We start from the raw sequence: 19,229 nt of genomic DNA, 5'->3' as shown, positions 1-19,229 counted from the left end.
ATCAAAAAATAATTTACAAAATGTTTCGGAGTCTGTTATAATAAAAAAAGAGACAGTTATAAAATATAATTTAAAAGTTTAAGGAGAATTAATCTATGAATAACAATCCATTAATGAATGCAAGAGAACAAATAAAAAATGCTTGTGATATATTAGGTTATAAAGAAGAAGTATATGAAGCACTAAAAGATCCTCAACGTTTTATAGAAATTTCTATCCCGGTAAGAATGGATAATGGTGAAGTTAAGTATTTCAAAGGTTTCCGCTCACAACACAATGATGCTATTGGCCCAACAAAAGGTGGACTTCGTTTCCATCCACAGGTTACAGGAGATGAAGTAAAAGCATTGTCAATTTGGATGACATTCAAATGTGCTGTTGCTAATCTTCCATATGGTGGAGGAAAAGGTGGAGTTATAGTAGATCCTAATGAATTATCTAAAGGAGAATTAGAAAGATTATCGCGTGGATATATTCGAGGACTATATAAATATCTTGGAGAAAAACAAGATATTCCAGCACCTGATGTAAACACAAATGGTCAAATTATGTCTTGGATGATAGATGAGTCCAATATTCTTACAGGTGAGCAAGGAATAGGGACTTTAACAGGAAAACCTTTAGAACTTGGAGGATCATTAGGTAGAACACAAGCGACTGGGCATGGAGTTGCATTAGCTGCTAAGCTTGCTTTAGAAAAATTAGGGAAATCTGTTGAGGGAGCAAAATTTGCGGTCCAAGGATTTGGTAATGTTGGTAGTTATACGGTGAGTACTGCAATTGAATATGGTGCTACAGTAGTAGCAGCTACTGAACGTGATGATGACGGTATTCAATATGCTGTTTATCGAGCAGAAGGATTAACTTATGATGAACTTCAAGAATGCAAAGATAAAAAAGTTAGATTCCATACATTGCCAAATACTAAACGTTTAACATTAGATGAATTTTGGGCGTTAGATGTAGATGTGCTTTGTCCATGTGCATTAGAAAATGCCATTGATGAGCAAGAAGCTAAACTTATTAAAGCACCAGTCATCTCTGAAGGGGCAAATGGACCAGCAACATTAGCAGGGGATAATATGCTTCAAGAAAAAGGGATTGTAGTAATTCCTGATATCCTAGCCAACAGTGGAGGAGTTACGGTTTCTTATTTCGAATGGGTTCAAAACTTACAAGGTTATTATTGGACTGAAGAAGAAGTAGTAGAGAAACAAGACAGAGTTATGACAAAAGCATTTAATGATATCTGGGAAGTCAAAGAAAGATTTACTATTCCGATGAGAAAAGCTGCATATGTCAATTCAATAGAGAAGATTGTTAAAAACATGGAATTAAAAGGAAAAATTAGTTAAAAATAAAAAGACAACCAGTCTGTAAAAAATACAGACTGGTTAAATTATATTAAAAAATTCTTTGATACTTAGTATTTTACTTAATACAATAAAAATTTATAGTATATTATTTATTGAGAGAAAGTAGCTATAATATAATTAGAAAAATTATTATAATAAAACTTTTAATATTTGAAAAATTTGTTTTTATATAGTAAAATTATATATTAATACATAAAAAGAAAGAGGATAAATTAGAACCATATGGATCTCAGTATCTTAATTAAAATATTAATAATTATATTATTACTTATTGCTTCAGCAATATTTGTAATGTTTGAGTTTGCACTAGTGAAGTTAAGGCCAACACGCGTTAATGAAATGGCAGAATCAGGGAATAAGACTGCTAAAATTTTAGTAATGATGGTGGAACAATTAGATCATTATTTATCAGCAACACAGCTTGGAATTACCATTGTATCTTTAGGGTTAGGGTGGTTAGGAGAATCAACATTCCATACTCTTTTCACACCAATGTTTGAACTTTTAGACCTGAATTCAACACTTACACATACAATTTCGTTGGTAGTTGCGTTTGGATTTATGACATTATTACATGTAGTATTAGGAGAATTAGTTCCTAAGACAATTGCTATACAATCGGCTGAAAAGACGTGTTTGAGAGTTGCATGGCCAATGTACATGTTTGATAAAATTATGCGTCCACTAGTATGGTTGTTAAATTCATTGGCAAACCTTATTGCTAAATTATTTGGATTTGAACCAGCATCTGAACATGATGAGATACATAGTGAGCAAGAACTACGTACGATTATGAAATCTTCACGAGAACATGGTCAGATAAACGATGTTGAATATAGATATGTGGAGAAAATTTTCGAATTTGATAACAAAATTGCAAAAGAAATTATGACTCCAAGGACTGAAGTCGAAGCGATTGACATGAGTGATTCTTTAGGAATTATTATGCGTCAATTAAAACAAGAAGAATATACAAGGTATCCAGTAATTGAAGATGGAGACAAGGATGAAATATTAGGTATTCTGAATGTAAAAAAATTATTGTTTACAGATAAACCGCTAGAAAAAACAGAGGATTTAGAAAAGTATATAACGCCAGCTATAAAGGTTTTCGAGCATACACCTATTTCTCAAGTGTTAGCGACTATAAAACAAAGTCGAGAGCATATGATAGTCATTACAGACGAATATGGTGGGACTAGTGGAGTAGTTACATTAGAAGATATTGTAGAAGAGATTACTGGTGAAATTAGAGATGAATTTGATGATGATGAGCAAAGTTTAATTAAGAAATTAAAAAATGGTCATTACTTATTAGATGGTTGGGTTCCTATTCAAGATGTTAATGCACTTTTCCATGTTCAACTACCACATGAAGAGGTAGATACGATAGGAGCATATATTTATTTAGAAAAATATGAGGCAAAAGTAGGAGCAACATACATAGTTGATAAACTAACTTTTGTGGTTAGAAAAGTAGAAGAAAATCAAATAAGAACTTTAGAAGTTTGGGAAACGGAAGAAAATTAAAAAAGACGATTGCAGATGCAATCGTCTTTTTCTATTGTTTATTTAATTTCTGTATGTCATCTAAAACTTTTTTAGCTTCATCTTTTTGATTTTTAGAGTAAACCTTTTTGTTAAAAATTATCGCACTTATCGAAATCATATGTGCAGATACAGGTGCTACTAGAAATAAGAAAGCAATTGCTAATAAAAATTTAAACTCAAATATTTGGAGATATCTATAGAAATAGATAAAGCCAGTTATTAAAATTAATTCAACTGCAAATGATCCTGTAACTCCAGCTGCATGTATTTTTGTTAATTCATCAGGAAGTCTTATAAATCCAATTACTGTTGCAGCCATAGCTACTACAGAAATAAGGATAAGGATAATCATTATAATATCTAAAATACTATTTAGTATCATCACTGAAAACCTCCTTTTTTGCTAAGAATTTTGCTGTGACAATTGTTCCAACTAAGCAAATAATTGCAATAATTAAGATAAGTGAAACATAAGAGAATGTTTTGTAATACATACTTACCAAAACTATTAAACAAATAAGAGGCATAGCAAGTAAATCACTGGCTATTAGTTTATCAAAGATACTTGGTTTTTTAACAATATATACTAATAGGAAGAATATCATAGCTATACTTGCAAAAATACCTATTATAATAGTGTAATCTAAGATTTTATCCATCTAAATCAACCTCCAGTATTGCTTTTTCAAAACTATTTTTAATTCCTTCAATTTCACCTGCAATATTATTAGTATCAAGACAATGGATAAACAATTGTTTATTTTCATGTCCTACATTAACAGTCAATGTTCCTGGTGTTAATGTAATCATATTGGCAAGTAGTGTTATTTGCCAATTTTTCTTAACTGTTAAAGGATATTCAAAAATTACAGGATTAATATCCAAATCTTTTTTTAACATCATTTTTAATACGTTGATATCAGCTTTTAATAATTCTATAAGAAACATTACTATTAGTTTTAGCCATTTGTAGAGATAAACATAATATAGTTGTTTCCCTAAAAAATTCTTAGCGAAGGTATTTCTAAAGATAAATAGAAGTACCATACCCCAAAAGAAACCTACAGCAAAATATTCTGAGTTATAGTTTGCTGAAAAGAACATCCATATAACTCCAACAAGTATATTTATTAAAAATTGTAGTGCCATACTTATGCTCCTTTCTTAAGTACTAAATCAATGTATTGTTCAGGTTTTAAAATCATTTGGACTGCTTGCTCAAAGAAAGAATCCAGTTGATTAGAATATATTCCTATAATAAAAGCAATAGCAACTAATGATACAAGAGGTATTAATATACCTTTTGGTAAAGCTGTTAATATAAGGCTTTTATTAATATTATCATAGAAAATATTAAGGAATATTTTAATTAGAGAATAAAATACTACTAAACCTGAACCTGCAACTAGAACAGCAATAAATATATTATTATCCAGAACTAATCCACGAATAATAAGTGCTTTACCATAAAAACCACTGAATGGTGGTACACCAGCAAGAGACAATACTATAATGAAGTAAGTCCATGCTAAGAGTGGATATTTATTTATTAAGCCACATTTTTTAAGAGCTTTAACTCCGCTAACATATATTATTAATCCAACAACTATAAAGAGAGCTGCTTTTAGAAGTATATCATTCACAACATAGAATAATGCACCTTTAACACCAAAAATATTAAGAGTAGCAGTTCCACAAACCATAACTCCAAGAGAAATAACTATATTGAAAATTACGATTTGTTTTAGATTTTTTTGGTAGATAGCTCCAATGCACCCTGCAATAATAGAAATAGCCCCAAGAATTAATAAATATGATTTAATAAAACTTGATCCGTAATAGAATAATCCATAAGTTCTAATAATAGAGTACAAACCAACCTTTGTTAGTAGTGCAGCAAAAATTACTGATACAGCAATAGGTGGAGCTGCATATGATCTATTCATCCATGTAAATAATGGGAACAATGCCCCCTTCATACAGAAAACAAAAATCATAACTGCACCAACAAGATAAATACTACGGCGGTCATTCATATTAGCAATAGTTTGAGAAATATATGCCATATTTAAACTACCAACAATCGTATATAAATAACCAATACTAATAACAAATAAACTTCCAGCAAAAACATTCATTAATACATAACTTATTGAAGATTTAAGCTGTTCTTTGTTAATACCTACTAAAAGCAGTAAGTATGAAGCCATAAGAAGTATTTCATAGAAAACAAAAAGGTTAAATATATCTCCAGTTGTAAATGCTCCGTTAACTCCAACCATGATTAATAAAAATCCAGGATAAAAGAAGCTAAGTTCACGTATTTTATCAATAGTTTTAAATGAATAAAATAGTGTAGCTAGAAATACTACGCTAGATGTCGTCACTAGAATACTATTTAAACCATCAAGTGTTAGTGTTATACCAAATGGACTCATCCAATTACCCATTTCTAAGATTAAAATTTTGTGTTTATTTACTAAATAAATATTGTAAATTGAAAATCCAAAGGTAAGGATAGTAGCCACAAACGTTAAAAAGCGTTGCATACCTATTCTTTTTCTAAACAATATAGTAATTGCCGCGAATAAAAGAGGTATAAAAATAGGAATAACAGGTAAATTACTATGCATTTTTATTAACCTCCTTTATGTGTTCTACATCTTCTAACTCAATAACATTATCGCTACCTTTTAGCTTATAGTTTGCGATATAAATTGAAATTAAAAGACAGGTAACTGCAAATCCGATAACAATTGCAGTAAGTATTAAAGCTGCCGGCACGGGATCAATATAGTTTTTCCCAAGTTCTGAGATAATAGGGATATCTCCATCATACAAACCACCAGCAATTAGAATAATTAAGTTTGCAGCATGCCCAAAAAGACCGACTCCAATGATAATACGCATCATACTTTTAGAAAGCATAAGGTAAACGCCAAATCCAACTAGAATACCACATAAGATAATCATATAAAATTCCATTATTTACCATCCTTTCCAAAAGCTAAGATTACAGACATCAATACACCAACAACAATTAAATATACACCAAGGTCAAAAATTGCAGCTGTATGCAACTCCATCTCCCCCATAAGTGGTACATGGATGTGTGTAAAGTGATGTTTGAAGAAATTTTTTCCTGCTACTATACCACTAAACGCAGTTCCGATTGAAAATAGTAATCCTAGTGCAGTGACATAAACATAATTAATAGGTAGCAATTTATTTACTTTGTCAATTCCATAAGTGAACATTGCAAGAGCCAAAGCCATAGTACACAAAAGTCCTCCTACGAATCCACCACCAGGGAGGAAATGGCCGCCAAAATATAAACTAAGTGATAGTAAAAATATACAACCTGAGATTATAATAGATAGTGATTTTAAAATAACATCATTAGTTTTCATCTTTAGGACCTCCTCGTTTGATAATTTTAAACATTGCATAAATAATTAGTGCTACCATTGTCATAACTGTAACTTCAAATAATGTATCAAATCCCCTGAAGTCAACAATAATAACATTAACTATATTTCCTCCACCAGAGGCAACAACATTATCAAAATAAAACTGGCTAATTTCTGATGGATGTTTATAAGCATATGCAACTAAACCAATAATGATAAAGCTGATTCCGCTAAGTGTAGCTATAATAGCATTAGTTAGTTTAAATGGTTGTTTTTCAACATGTTTTGTTTTGTCAGTTAATAGAATAAAGGCAACTAAGAAAATAATAGTTGAAATAGATTCTATAACAAATTGTGTCATTGCAAGGTCCGGTGCTCTGAAAGTAACATAAAGTGCAGTCATCATAAAGCCAATTCCAGATGAAAGGATAATAAGCACAAGGCGATTATATGTTTTAGCTAAAGCAATACAACACACAGCGATGCAAAGCCCGATAAAAATATTCATGATATGTACGGTAGAAAATTTATTTATAACAATTGGCGAACCAACTGTGAAGTATCCACCAATAATAGTTATAGATAAAACACCAAAGATATAACTCATATTTCTTCTAAGTTCGTTTGTAACAAAAGCATCATGAAGAAGTGCACTTCCTTTGTGAAGCGTATTTCCTAGACTATTGTACGTACCATGAACTGAAAAGATAGTTGGGTTATATTTATATATATTGTTAGTACTAGCGTATAATTTATAAAGAACACCAGCAACTATTATAATAAAAATAGAAGTAATTAATTCTATTGAAAAGAAACTTCCATGATTAACGTGATTAATAACTTCATTATTCGTAACATTAACAGCAAGTGCTGCTTTTTGTGCAGGTATTACAATATAGTCTTTTATAAAAGTATTAATAATTACAAAAAATACTAAAATAGTAGGTGCTATAAAAATACTGTTATTTGGAAGATGAATTCTTTTTCCTTCGAGTTTATTTTTATCAAGAGTCCCCATAAAAGGTTTGAATGATAAAATAAATGAATAAATTGCAGTTCCTATTGCTGCGATAACTACTAAAATGGCAACTACAATGTAAAGAATACTAGAACTAGTTAAACTATAAACAGCAGTTAAGAAGTACTCTTTTGAATAGAATCCACTTAAAGGAGGAATACCAGCCATTGAGAATCCAGCGATAATACTAAGAATAAAACTAATTGGCATAAATTTACGAATACCGCGTAATTTATCTATGTCACGCGTGTGAAATGTATGATCGATAACGCCAGTAATCATAAATAAGCCAGCCTTAAATGCAGCATGATTAATGATATGGAAGCAAACAGCATAAAATGCAAAGGTATAAACATAGTTATTGTCATTATATAGACCTAAATTCGCTATACCTATCATTAAAGTCATCATACCGAGTTGACTTATAGTAGAGTAAGCTAAAATTCCTTTTAAATCTTTAAGGAAAATAGCAGAAATTGAACCAATAACCATTGTTACAGTTCCAACAATGATTAATATATTTCCAAAGATAGGAGTAAATGAAAAAACTATACCTATTCTAAGAAGTAAATAAATACCTGCCTTAACCATTGTTGCGGAATGTAAATAACTACTAATTGGAGTAGGCGCAGCCATAGCATCAGGTAACCAAATGTGGAATGGGAACTGTGCAGATTTAGTGAATGCCCCAAATAGTATTAATATCATAGCGATAAAGTATGTAGTATTAAAACCATGATTATTACTATATTCTATAATTTCACTTATATTAAAACTTCCAGTGATTCTATGAAGGACGAATATTCCTCCAAGCATTAAAACACCACCAAAAACAGTAATAATTAATGACTTTAAAGCTCCTTTTCTTGAAGCATCATTTTCATGCCAATAACTAATTAGTAGGAAAGAAGACACTGAAGTCATTTCCCAGAACATATACATACTTAGTAAATTGTCTGATAGGACAATCCCCAACATTGCAGACATGAAAATTAATAAAAATATATAGAACTTATGTAATTTTTCATCTGCTATACTCATGTAATAACAAGAATATAATATTACTAATGTACCAATTCCTGTAATAAGAAGAGCAAATAATAGTGATAATCCATCAAGTTTTAGGTTTATATCTAATCCTACGTTAGAAGCAAATGCCCAAGTTTTATAGATAGTACCACCTAAATAGATATTTTTAGTATTAAATACAAAATATCCAAATAAGATTAAAGGTACAATTATAACAAATTTACCAGTATGAATTTTGTTAAATGTTTTTCTAAAGAATGGAACGAAGAACATAGCAATTACTGGTAAAAAGACGGCTAATTGTAACATAAAAAAACCTCTTTCTAATAAATTTTCTTCATAACACTTATTATATAACAAAATAGCTTAAAATACCATTAAAATTCACTTTTTAGAAAATTACTTTGTGACTTTAATAAAGTTATTTCTTTAGTAAATGTTAATTTTTATCAATAAAGTAACAAATTTTAATATTAAATACTTTCTACAAGAGTATAAATATTATTATAAAAACGATTTCAAAAATACATATATTAAAGTATAAATAAAAAAGGCTATACAGAAGACTAACGCTTTTCCTTAGAATAAAATATAGATAATTATTTTTTTAATAACTCTTGTTTAAGAAAAAGAAAAAAGGTATAATAGAGTTATTAAATATAAACAGGGGGACCAAGATGTCACATAAACAAACACCACATATTAAACCAAATGGAGTAGAAATTGCCGAAACTATTTTATTACCTGGAGATCCACTTAGAGCTAAGTTTATTGCTGAAACATTTTTAGAAGATGCGGTTTGTTTTAACGAAGTTCGTGGAATGCTTGGATATACTGGAACATACAAAGGTAAAAAGATTTCTGTAATGGGAACTGGAATGGGGCCAGCAAGTATAGGTATTTATTCTTATGAATTAATTCATGTTTTTGGAGTTAAAAATTTAATAAGAATAGGAACTTGTGGAGCTTTACAACCAGAGGTTAAGTTATATGACGTAATTTTAGGAATGGGTTCATCAACTAACTCAAACTATATGCACCAATATAATATACCAGGGAATTATAGTTTAACAGCATCATTTGATTTACTACTAAAAGCTTACAACAAAGCTCAAGAAATGGGACAACCGGTACATGTAGGAAATATCTTATGTAGTGAGATTTTTTATAATGCTGATAAAGAAGCTATGAATAACTGGATAAAAATGGGTGTACTAGCAGTTGAAATGGAAAGTACAGCATTGTATGCGAATGCAACAGCAGCAGGAGTAAATGCATTAACAATTTTAACAGTAAGTGATTCATTAGTTACTGGAGAAGAAACAACACCAGAAGAAAGGCAAACAGCATTTACTAAAATGATGGAAATCGCATTAAACTTAGCGTAAAAATATGTAAAAGGAGCAGAAATTATGATTAATTATCAAGAGTTATATGAAAAATGGCTTAATAGTCCAGCTTTGACAGAAGAAGAAAAGCTTCAACTAAAAGCTGTAGAGAATGATGAAACAGAAAAAGAAGACAGATTTTATAAAGAATTAGAATTTGGAACTGCAGGACTTCGTGGTAAAGTAGGAATGGGTTCAAATAGAATGAACCGTTTTATTATTGCACGTGCAACTAAAGCCTTAGCGCAAACTATTATTGACAATGGATTACAAGAAAAAGGTATAGCTATTGCACATGACCCACGTCTATTTTCAAAAGAATTTGCAAAATTGGCAGCATTAGTAATGGCTAGTAATGGAGTTAAAGCATATTTATTTGAAGATTTACGTCCAACTCCAGAATTGTCATTTGCAGTTCGTTATTTAGGAACTGCTAGTGGAATTAATATTACCGCAAGCCACAATCCAAAAGAATATAATGGATATAAAGTATATTGGCAAGAAGGTTCTCAAATTAAATCTGATATAAGTGATAAAGTTCTTGAGTATATTAATTCAATGGATATTTTCGAAGAATATGTTACATTAACAGAAGAAGAAGCATTAGAAAAAGGATTATTAGTTTATATTGGAGAAGAAGTTGACGAGGAATTTTATAAAGAATCTCTAAACTGTACAATAAATGATGAGAATATAGATAAAAATATTTCAGTAGTTTACACACCGCTTAATGGTGCTGGGTACAAGGCTGTAACTACAGTTCTTGCACGTCGTGGCTTTGAAAATGTTCATGTCGTTGCAGAACAAAAAGATCCAGATGGAACGTTCCCAACTATCGAATATCCAAACCCAGAAGATACTGCAGCATTTGAATATAGTGAAAGATTAGCCAAAAAAGTTAATGCAGAAATTCTTATTGCAACTGACCCTGACTGTGACCGTTTAGCGGTGGAAGCTATTCACAACGGAGAAGTGGTATCATTTAATGGTAACCAAGTTGGAGCTATTTTAGTTCAATATGTAATTGAAAACTTAGCTAAGCAAGGGAAGTTACCAGAAAATCCTGTTTTAGTAAAATCTATCGTTACTTCTAAGATGGTAGAACCGTTATGTAGAGAATATGGAGTAGAAGTAATTGATGTTCTTACAGGATTTAAAAATATTTGTGCATTGCCTAATGAATGGGATAATACAGGTGAGAAAAACTATGTTATGGGATACGAAGAAAGTATTGGATATAATGTAGGAACGTTCTTAAGAGATAAAGATGGTGTTACTATTGCTATGTTATTAGTAGAAGCAGCAGCGTTCTATAAAAAACAAGGTAAAACATTAGTGGATGTATTAGATGCATTTTATGAAAAATACGGATATTACATGGATAAAACTATCTCAATCGTGTTAGAAGGAGCTGCAGGAGCCCAAAGAATCAAACGTATGATGGAACAATATCGTGAAATTTTTGCACGTGAGATTGCAGGAAGCGAGGTAGTTTCAGTAACTGATTACCTAACTCAAAAAGAAAAAACAGTAGCTACTGGAGAAGAAAAAGCTATTGATATTGAAAAAACAGACGCTGTTAAATTCAGTTATGCAGATGAATCTTGGTATACATTACGTCCAAGTGGAACAGAACCAAAAGTTAAGCTTTACATTTATGTAAAAGACGAAAATAAAGATATAGCAGAAGAGAAATTAGTTAAATTTGAAGAAAAAGTTTTAGAATTACTTTATTCTATCGACTAATTAATATAAAAGAAGTAAAGTACTTATATGTTAGAAAGTACTTTACTTTTTTGTTATTTATTATAGTATTTTAAATATTCTTTACAAAAAGCACGAGCAGTTAATTTTCCACTTTGTCTATCGGCATATGTTCCACTTACAAATTTTGAAATTTCATCTGTATATTCTACTTTTGGTAGTGGATTTTCAAGAACAGTTTCTTTGTTAAGGGCGAAAGTAGAAAAACAAATTCCTACTAAACGAGTCTGTCTTGTTTCGTGATTGAATGCACTTAGTTCAGCAAAAATTTCAACACTTCGGGTCCCAACTCTCGAAATATAACTATCTATTATAAGTGCCTCATGGCGATGTACAACATCTAAGAATTGATAAGTATCAATACTTGCAGTAAAAAATGGTAAGTGAGTATATCTTCTTATAACTAATCCTTGAACATCATCTAGCCAATAAAGTGTCTGGCCACCAAATAATGTATCATGCCTATTCATATGATTAGGATAGATTGTATGGAAATTTTCTACTCTAGTGTCTTTATAGTTAATAACCTCTTGCATAGGTATTCTCCTTGTTATTTATTTTAATTTTATTTCAAATAGTTTTTACTATAATATAATAATGGTATATTAGATAATAAATTTATTATTATCAATTTGATTTTTGAAATACATGATTAATTGTATCACATAAAAGTAAATATATTAAGAGAAAAATATAAATTAGAAAATTATAATCTTTACATTTTGTAAAAAAGTATATTATAATAGAATAAAGAACAAATAAATGAGGTGTAGAATAATGAAATATGAAACTATGTTAGAGAGATTTTTAGGTTATGTTAATTTCAAGTCTAGGTCTGATGCCAATAGTAAGACTCTTCCATCGACACCAGAACAAAAAGATTTTTTAAGAATGTTAAAAGGACAATTAGAAGAACTTAAACTAAGCGATATAGTTCTTAATGAAGAAAATTGGTTTTTAACAGCTACATTACCAGCTAATACGGACAAACCTTATGATAGAATCGGTTTTATTTCTCATGTTGATACAGCTGATTTTAATGTAGAAGGAATCAGTCCACAGGTAGTAGAAAATTATGATGGAGAAGATATAGTTCTTAATAAAGAAAAAAATATTATTATGACAACAAAAGAGTTTCCAAATCTTAAGAATTACAAAGGTTTGACATTAGTTACAACAGATGGAACAACTTTATTAGGTGCTGATGATAAAGCAGGGATTGTAGAAATTGTTGAAGCTGTAAAATATTTAAGTGAACATCCTGAGATTGAACATGGAGACATAAGAATTGCTTTTGGACCAGATGAAGAAATTGGGAGAGGTGCTGATCATTTTGATGCTAAAGGATTTGGGACAGAGTATGCTTACACTATGGATGGAAGTGTGCTTGGAGAACTTCAATATGAAAGTTTTAATGCTGCGCAAATTACATATAAAATCACGGGTGTGAGTGTACATCCAGGAACAGCTAAAGGAAAAATGAAAAATGCTAATATGATTGCAGCTGAGTTAGCAATGCTATTCCCTGAAAAAGAAGTACCAGAACATACAGAAGATTATGAAGGATTTTTCCTGCTTCACAATATGGAAGCTCGTATTGAATATGCAGAAATGGTTTATATTATCCGTGATCATGATAAAGAGAAATTCTTAGCTTGTAAAAAATTCGCAGAAGAAGTAGCTGCAAAAATAAATGATAAGTATGGCAATGTTGTAGAGTATGAAATGTACGATCAATATTACAATATGGGAGACGTTATTAAAGAAGATAAACGTTGTGTAGATATAGCAGAACAAGCTATGAAAAATGCTGATGTTGTTCCTATAATTATTCCAATTCGTGGAGGAACAGATGGATCAAAAATTTCATATATGGGCATTCCAACACCAAATATCTTTGTTGGTGGAGAAAATTTCCATGGACAATATGAATTTAGTTGTTTAGAACACATGAAAAAAGCATCAGATGTAATTGTGGAGATTGCCAAATTAGCAAAAAAGTAGAAAAGATTACACCTTGGTGTGATCGATAATTAGCAGATAAGATTGTAAAATTATGGATAATCCTAATTAGATCATCCTTAAATTTTACAATCTTATTTTAATGTATATTAAATTGAAATGAAGAAACCCTATTAACTTGAAAGTGCTAATAGGGTTTCTCTATTATATTGATTTTAATTATTTATTTTCTTCGTATTTTTTCTTATCATATCCGAACCATGCAGCTTCCATAATACCTTCTAAATCTTTTAATAGTGCAAGACGAGGGTTTGCTGGAGTACATTGATCTTCATATGCATCTAGAGAAAGTTGACGAAGTTCCGCTTTGAATGCTTCGTAATCAACTCCATGGTCTTTGAAGCTCATAGGACAACCAACACGTTTACCAAGCTCGAATACTGCTTGTGCGTATGATTCAACAGCTTCTTCAGGTGTGTCAGCTTTTAATCCTAACATACGTGCAATATCTTGGAATCTTTCAGCTGCTTGATAATGTTCATATTTTGGCCAAATAGATACTTTACCAGGACGTGTACCATTGTAACGGATAACATATGGAAGTAAAGTAGCATTTGTTTCACCGTGAATAGTATGGAATTTACCACCAATTTTGTGAGCCATAGAGTGGCAAATACCTAGGAAAGCATTTGCGAATGCCATACCAGCTAAACATGAAGCGTTATGCATTTTCTCACGAGCCGTCTTGTCAAACTCTTTTACAGATTTTTCAAGATTTTCAAATACTATTTTTATTGCCTGTAGAGCGATACCATCAGTATAATCGTTTGCTAAGATAGAAGTGTATGCCTCTGTAGCGTGAGTAAGAACGTCCATACCAGTAGAAGCTGTAGGACGAGCTGGTACAGTCATAACCATATTTGGATCAACGATAGCAACATGTGGAGTAAGTGCATAGTCTGCTAGTGGATATTTTTTACCATGTTCTTTATCAGAAATAACTGCAAATGGTGTAACTTCACTACCAGTACCTGAAGTAGTTGCTACACAGATAAACTTAGCTTTATTACCTAAATGAGGATATTTTACAGTACGTTTTCTGATATCCATGAATTTTTGAACTAACTCTTTAAAGTCTGCATCAGGTCTTTCATAGAATAACCACATAATCTTACCTGCGTCCATAGCAGAACCACCACCAAGTGCAACAATAGCATTTGGTTTAAATGCATTCATTATTTCTAAACCACGACGAACAGTTGTGATATCTGGGTTAGGTTCAACACCAGCAAATACCTCATATTGAACTTTATTTGTACGACGGTTTAGTTGATCGATAATACGTGCTGCGAATCCAAGTTTAACCATAGATTCATCAGTTACTATCATTACCCTCTCTAAACCCTCCATTTCACTTAAATATCTAATAGCATTTGGTTCGAAATATATTTTAGGTGGAATTTTATACCATTGTAAATTATTATTTCTTCGACCGATTAACTTTATATTTAGAAGGTTTACAGCACTAACGTTTCCAGAAACTGAGTTTCCTCCGAAGCTACCACATCCTAATGTAAGTGATGGAATGAATGCATTATATACATCTCCAATACCACCGAATGAAGATGGAGAATTCCAGATAATACGACAAGCTCTAACCACTTTACCGAATTCTTCAGCAACATCTGCATCTTGTGTATGAATAGCCGCACTGTGCCCTAATCCGTTAAATTCTACCATTTGACGAGATTTTTCAATACCATCTTCTGTACTAGTAGATTTAAGAACAGCTAATACTGGTGAAAGTTTTTCACGAGTAAGAGGTTCATTAACCCCTACTTCTTTACATTCTGCAGCTAGAATAACAGTACCTTTTGGAACTTCAAATCCTGCCATTTTTGCAATATCTTCAGCATATTTACCAACTATCACAGAATTTAGTTTTGCAGTTTCAACATCTTGTGAGTAAGCTTGCACACCGAATAATAATTTTTCTAATTTAGCTTTTTCTTCAGCGTTAACGAAGTAAACGTGATGTGATTTTATAAGTTTGATAAATTCATCGTAAATTTCTCTATCCACGATTGCAGCTTGTTCACTCGCGCAAATCATTCCATTATCAAATGCTTTACCTAAAACTATGTCATTAACAGCTTGTTTTAATTTAGCTTCTTTATGTACATAAGCTGGTACGTTACCAGGTCCAACCCCAAGAGCAGGTTTACCACATGAGTAAGCCGCTTTAACCATAGCGCCACCACCAGTAGCAAGGATAGTAGAAACGCCAGGGTGTTTCATTAAAGCATTAGTTCCATCTAAAGTAGGTTTTTCAATGAATTGAATACAGTTTTCAGGAGCACCAGCTTTAATAGCAGCGTCTCTCACTATGCGTGCAGCTTTTTTAGAACATTCATTAGCAGATGGATGGAAGCTAAAAATAATAGGGTTACGAGTTTTTAAAGCAATAAGTGATTTAAAAACTGTAGTTGATGTAGGGTTTGTAGTAGGCACTACCCCACAGATAACTCCGACAGGCTCAGCAATCGCTATAAGACCGTCTGATTCGTCTCTATCAACAATACCAACTGTTTTTAAGCCGCGAAGGTTATTTGTAATATATTCAGCAGCGTATAGATTTTTAATAGCTTTATCTTCTATATTACCACGCCCTGTTTCTTCTACAGCGGCAATAGCTAAAGGTCCATGTTCTTCTACAGCAGCCACAGCCGCTGCTTGAACAATAGCATCAATTTTTTCTTGATCGTCTATTTTTCTAAATTCATCTAAAGCAGTTAGAGCTTTATTTACTAGTATATCTACTTCTTGTACAGCATCATTATTTACTACTTTTTCTTTTACCATAATAATTTCCTCCCAGAAAAAATCATTTAATTTTTGTTATACACTAATATTTTATTGTTATATACTAAATATATTTTACGTTTAACTAGTTTAAAATTTAAGATATAAATTTTAGTGATTTTCTAATATTACAGAAGGGATTTAGAATTACTTATTTCTTAAATTTATAATTGATAATTATGAAATATTTAGTGCAATCTTTTGCAGTGGTGTCGACTACCTTGCAACTACAGTATAACATGAAATAGTATTTAAAAGAAGTAGAATAAGAAAAAAAGTAAAAGTGAAAAAATGAAAACTAAAAGAAAAAAATTTCAGGGTTTTTAACAGAATAATTATACAAGTAGGTGCGAAAACAGTTTAAAAGTAATCCGGCAGCATAGGCGGCTAAGTATTTAACACTTTGAAATTATTAAATAACATTAATTCCTGTTATATAATAATATAATTGTATAACAGAGAGAAGCGGGGGGAGAGATTTAAAAGTTAACAAATATATCTAAAAGCGAATAAAAAATATTACCTTTGTAAATGATATTCTTTATCGTTTACAAAAATGTAGTTTCAGATCTGGAAAGTGTAAATGGATGATTAAGATAATATATTGTAAATTAGCGTTACTTTCATTAAAACATAAATTACGGATAGAGATTTTAAATTTGAGATACTTTATGAATTATAATTTTTTAACACGTAATATAACTAAAAATTATAAAGTTTTAAAATTTTTAAAAAATATAAATAAAAGCTATACAATTAAACAGAATATATGATAAAATGATTAAGTATATATTAATGAAAAAACTGATGAGAGGAGAATGTAGAATGATGAAAAAAACATTTTACGTTACAACACCGATTTATTACCCAAGTGGTAATTTACATATCGGCCATGCATACACAACTGTGGCATGCGATGCATTAACTAGATATAAAAAATTAAGCGGTTTTGATACTTATTTTTTAACAGGAACTGATGAACATGGTCAAAAAATTCAACAAAAAGCACAAGAAAAAGGTGTTAGCGAGCAGCAGTATGTTGATGATATGATAAAAGATATAAAAAAGTTATGGTCTGCAATGGATATAGATTACAGTAAATTTATTCGTACAACAGATGGATATCACGAAAGAGCAGTTGCTGAAATCTTTGAACGACTTGTAGAAAAAGGTGATATTTATCTAGGGGAATATAAAGGTTGGTATTCGATTAGTGATGAGGAGTACTTCACAGAGACACAACTTCAAGAGGTATTTCGTGATGAAGATGGGAATATGATTGGTGGTATTGCTCCAAGCGGTAATGAAGTAAAGCTTGTGAGTGAAGAATGTTACTTCTTTAAAATGAGCAAGTATGCAGACCGTTTAGTTAAGTATTACGATGAACACCCAGAGTTTATCTTACCTGAAAGTCGTAAAAATGAAATGTTAAACAACTTTATTAAACCTGGATTAGAGGATTTGGCGGTAACACGTACTACTTTTAATTGGGGAGTTAAAGTTAAATCAAACCCGAAACATGTTGTTTATGTGTGGATTGATGCACTTGTTAACTATATTACAGCATTAGGATATGCAACTGGAGAAAGTGAAGAGTTATTTAATAAATATTGGCCTGCTGATGTTCAAGTAGTAGGTAAAGAAATCGTTCGTTTCCACGTTATTTACTGGCCGATATTGCTTATGGCATTGGATTTACCTCTTCCTAAAAAAATATTTGCTCATGGTTGGCTATTGATGAAAGATGGTAAAATGAGTAAGTCAAAAGGTAATGTAGTAGATCCATATATGTTAATTGAGCGTTATGGTTTGGATGCGGCTAGATACTATCTGCTTAGAGAAGTTCCATTTGGACAAGATGGTATTTTCACACCGGAAAGCTTTATTGATAGAATAAACTCAGATCTTTCTAATGATCTAGGAAACCTGCTTAATAGAACAATTTCGATGATAAATAAATATTGTAATGGGGTAATACCAAAATTTGTTGAACCAACAACTGAATTTGATACTGAACTTATTGAATTATCAAAAGAAGTTATAGATGAATATGATGGTTATATGGAAAATATGCAATTTTCTAAAGCATTAGAATCAGTATGGAAATTTATTTCTCGAACTAATAAATATATTGATCAAACAACACCTTGGATCTTAGCTAAAGATGAAGCTAGTAAGGGTGAATTAGATAAGGTAATGAATTACTTAGCGGAAAGTTTGAGAATTGCTACTATTTTAATAAGTCCAGCATTAACTAACGCACCAAAAGAAATTAAAGTTCAACTAGGACTTTCAGACGATTTATTGACATTTGAAACTGCAAAAACTTTCGGTGTATTTGATGGAACTACTAAGGTAGTAGAAAAACCAACTCCAATATTCCCTCGTTTTGATAAGGAAGTGGAAGTTGAATATATCAAAGAGCAAATGTCTCCCAAGGCACTGGCTAATTTAGAAACTGAAGATAAAGTAGAAGAGGGTACTTATGTGGAGTTGGCGGAAGAAATAACAATAGATAAATTCTTTGAAACTTCTTTAAGAGTGGCACAAGTACTAGAATGTGAAAAAGTTAAGAAAAGCTCAAAATTACTTAAATTCAAATTAGATTTAGGAAATCATCAAAGACAGATTGTTTCAGGTATTGCAAAATATTATAAACCAGAAGATTTAATAGGGAAAAAAGTAGCGGTAGTTGCTAACTTAAAACCTGTTAAACTTTGCGGGGAACTAAGTGAAGGTATGATACTTTCAGCAGAAAAAGATGGTATTTTACGTGTTGTAGAAATTAACGTTGATATACCTAATGGGGCAGAAATAAGATAAAAAAAGCTGTTCAAGTAAATTCACTTGAACAGCTTTTGATATACTC

The 19,229-nt window shown here is 31.1% G+C and carries 15 protein-coding genes; 6 read left to right on the top strand and 9 right to left on the bottom strand.

Annotated features, from left to right (window positions below; all coding sequences use genetic code 11):
- Window positions 1–95: 95 nt before the first annotated feature.
- Both DQN46_RS06030 and DQN46_RS06025 read left to right on the top strand, forming a co-directional pair.
- Window positions 96–1,355 carry a Glu/Leu/Phe/Val family dehydrogenase gene (locus tag DQN46_RS06030; RefSeq protein WP_111743355.1) on the top strand — a complete coding sequence of 420 codons (1,260 nt, stop codon included), beginning with the start codon at window positions 96–98 and terminating at the stop codon, window positions 1,353–1,355.
- A gap of 312 nt (window positions 1,356–1,667) precedes the next feature.
- Window positions 1,668–2,906 (top strand): hemolysin family protein, encoded by a 1,239-nt coding sequence (locus DQN46_RS06025; protein WP_231120312.1) that lies wholly within the window; start codon window positions 1,668–1,670, stop codon window positions 2,904–2,906.
- Between the two features lie 31 nt (window positions 2,907–2,937).
- Here DQN46_RS06025 and DQN46_RS06020 read toward each other — a convergent pair whose 3' ends face one another.
- Genes DQN46_RS06020 through mbhE form a run of 7 tightly spaced genes read right to left on the bottom strand, consistent with a single transcriptional unit; the run spans window position 2,938 to window position 8,693 of the window.
- Entirely contained in the window at window positions 2,938–3,309 is a 372-nt protein-coding gene (locus DQN46_RS06020) for a cation:proton antiporter (protein ID WP_004632684.1), read from the bottom strand.
- Window positions 3,296–3,586 (bottom strand): MrpF/PhaF family protein, encoded by a 291-nt coding sequence (locus DQN46_RS06015; RefSeq protein ID WP_004632682.1) that lies wholly within the window; start codon window positions 3,584–3,586, stop codon window positions 3,296–3,298. Before DQN46_RS06015 ends, DQN46_RS06020 begins: the two co-directional genes overlap by 14 nt.
- A complete protein-coding gene (locus DQN46_RS06010) occupies window positions 3,579–4,076 on the bottom strand; it encodes a Na+/H+ antiporter subunit E (protein WP_111743354.1) in 498 nt (165 codons plus the stop codon). The genes DQN46_RS06015 and DQN46_RS06010 overlap by 8 nt, the downstream gene beginning before the upstream one ends.
- A gap of 2 nt (window positions 4,077–4,078) precedes the next feature.
- Entirely contained in the window at window positions 4,079–5,560 is a 1,482-nt protein-coding gene (locus DQN46_RS06005) for a proton-conducting transporter transmembrane domain-containing protein (RefSeq protein WP_111743353.1), read from the bottom strand.
- The gene (locus tag DQN46_RS06000) at window positions 5,553–5,912 is read right to left on the bottom strand and encodes a Na(+)/H(+) antiporter subunit C (RefSeq protein ID WP_004632675.1); all 360 of its coding nucleotides are present in this window, start codon (window positions 5,910–5,912) and stop codon (window positions 5,553–5,555) included. Before DQN46_RS06000 ends, DQN46_RS06005 begins: the two co-directional genes overlap by 8 nt.
- Window positions 5,912–6,337: a Na(+)/H(+) antiporter subunit B gene (locus DQN46_RS05995; protein WP_004632672.1), complete on the bottom strand. Its 426-nt coding sequence runs from the start codon at window positions 6,335–6,337 to the stop codon at window positions 5,912–5,914. The genes DQN46_RS06000 and DQN46_RS05995 overlap by 1 nt, the downstream gene beginning before the upstream one ends.
- The gene (gene mbhE, locus DQN46_RS05990) at window positions 6,327–8,693 is read right to left on the bottom strand and encodes a hydrogen gas-evolving membrane-bound hydrogenase subunit E (RefSeq protein WP_111743352.1); all 2,367 of its coding nucleotides are present in this window, start codon (window positions 8,691–8,693) and stop codon (window positions 6,327–6,329) included. Before mbhE ends, DQN46_RS05995 begins: the two co-directional genes overlap by 11 nt.
- 368 nt (window positions 8,694–9,061) lie before the next feature.
- Here mbhE and deoD point away from each other — a divergent pair, with 368 nt between their 5' ends.
- Both deoD and DQN46_RS05980 read left to right on the top strand, forming a co-directional pair.
- On the top strand, window positions 9,062–9,772 hold the full coding sequence (gene deoD, locus DQN46_RS05985) for a purine-nucleoside phosphorylase (RefSeq protein ID WP_111743351.1): 711 nt from the start codon (window positions 9,062–9,064) through the stop codon (window positions 9,770–9,772).
- A 24-nt stretch (window positions 9,773–9,796) separates the two neighbouring features.
- Entirely contained in the window at window positions 9,797–11,518 is a 1,722-nt protein-coding gene (locus tag DQN46_RS05980; RefSeq protein ID WP_111743350.1) for a phospho-sugar mutase, read from the top strand.
- A gap of 53 nt (window positions 11,519–11,571) precedes the next feature.
- Here the strand turns inward: DQN46_RS05980 and DQN46_RS05975 are convergent, their stop codons facing one another.
- Window positions 11,572–12,072: an acyl-CoA thioesterase gene (locus DQN46_RS05975; RefSeq protein WP_004632665.1), complete on the bottom strand. Its 501-nt coding sequence runs from the start codon at window positions 12,070–12,072 to the stop codon at window positions 11,572–11,574.
- 241 nt (window positions 12,073–12,313) lie between these two features.
- On the opposite strand from DQN46_RS05975, the gene pepT reads away from it, so the two are divergent.
- Window positions 12,314–13,540 carry a peptidase T gene (gene pepT / locus DQN46_RS05970; RefSeq protein WP_111743349.1) on the top strand — a complete coding sequence of 409 codons (1,227 nt, stop codon included), beginning with the start codon at window positions 12,314–12,316 and terminating at the stop codon, window positions 13,538–13,540.
- A 177-nt stretch (window positions 13,541–13,717) separates the two neighbouring features.
- Here the strand turns inward: pepT and adhE are convergent, their stop codons facing one another.
- On the bottom strand, window positions 13,718–16,363 hold the full coding sequence (gene adhE, locus DQN46_RS05965; RefSeq protein WP_425250634.1) for a bifunctional acetaldehyde-CoA/alcohol dehydrogenase: 2,646 nt from the start codon (window positions 16,361–16,363) through the stop codon (window positions 13,718–13,720).
- An 822-nt stretch (window positions 16,364–17,185) separates the two neighbouring features.
- On the opposite strand from adhE, the gene metG reads away from it, so the two are divergent.
- Window positions 17,186–19,183 (top strand): methionine--tRNA ligase, encoded by a 1,998-nt coding sequence (gene metG / locus DQN46_RS05960; RefSeq protein ID WP_111743347.1) that lies wholly within the window; start codon window positions 17,186–17,188, stop codon window positions 19,181–19,183.
- The last annotated feature ends 46 nt before the right edge of the window (window positions 19,184–19,229 follow it).

It is taken from the genome of Gemella morbillorum (genome assembly GCF_900476045.1).
Classification (GTDB): domain Bacteria; phylum Bacillota; class Bacilli; order Staphylococcales; family Gemellaceae; genus Gemella; species Gemella morbillorum.
The sequence above is the reverse complement of the archived record's forward strand: the minus strand, read 5'-3'. Positions and strand labels throughout refer to the sequence as shown.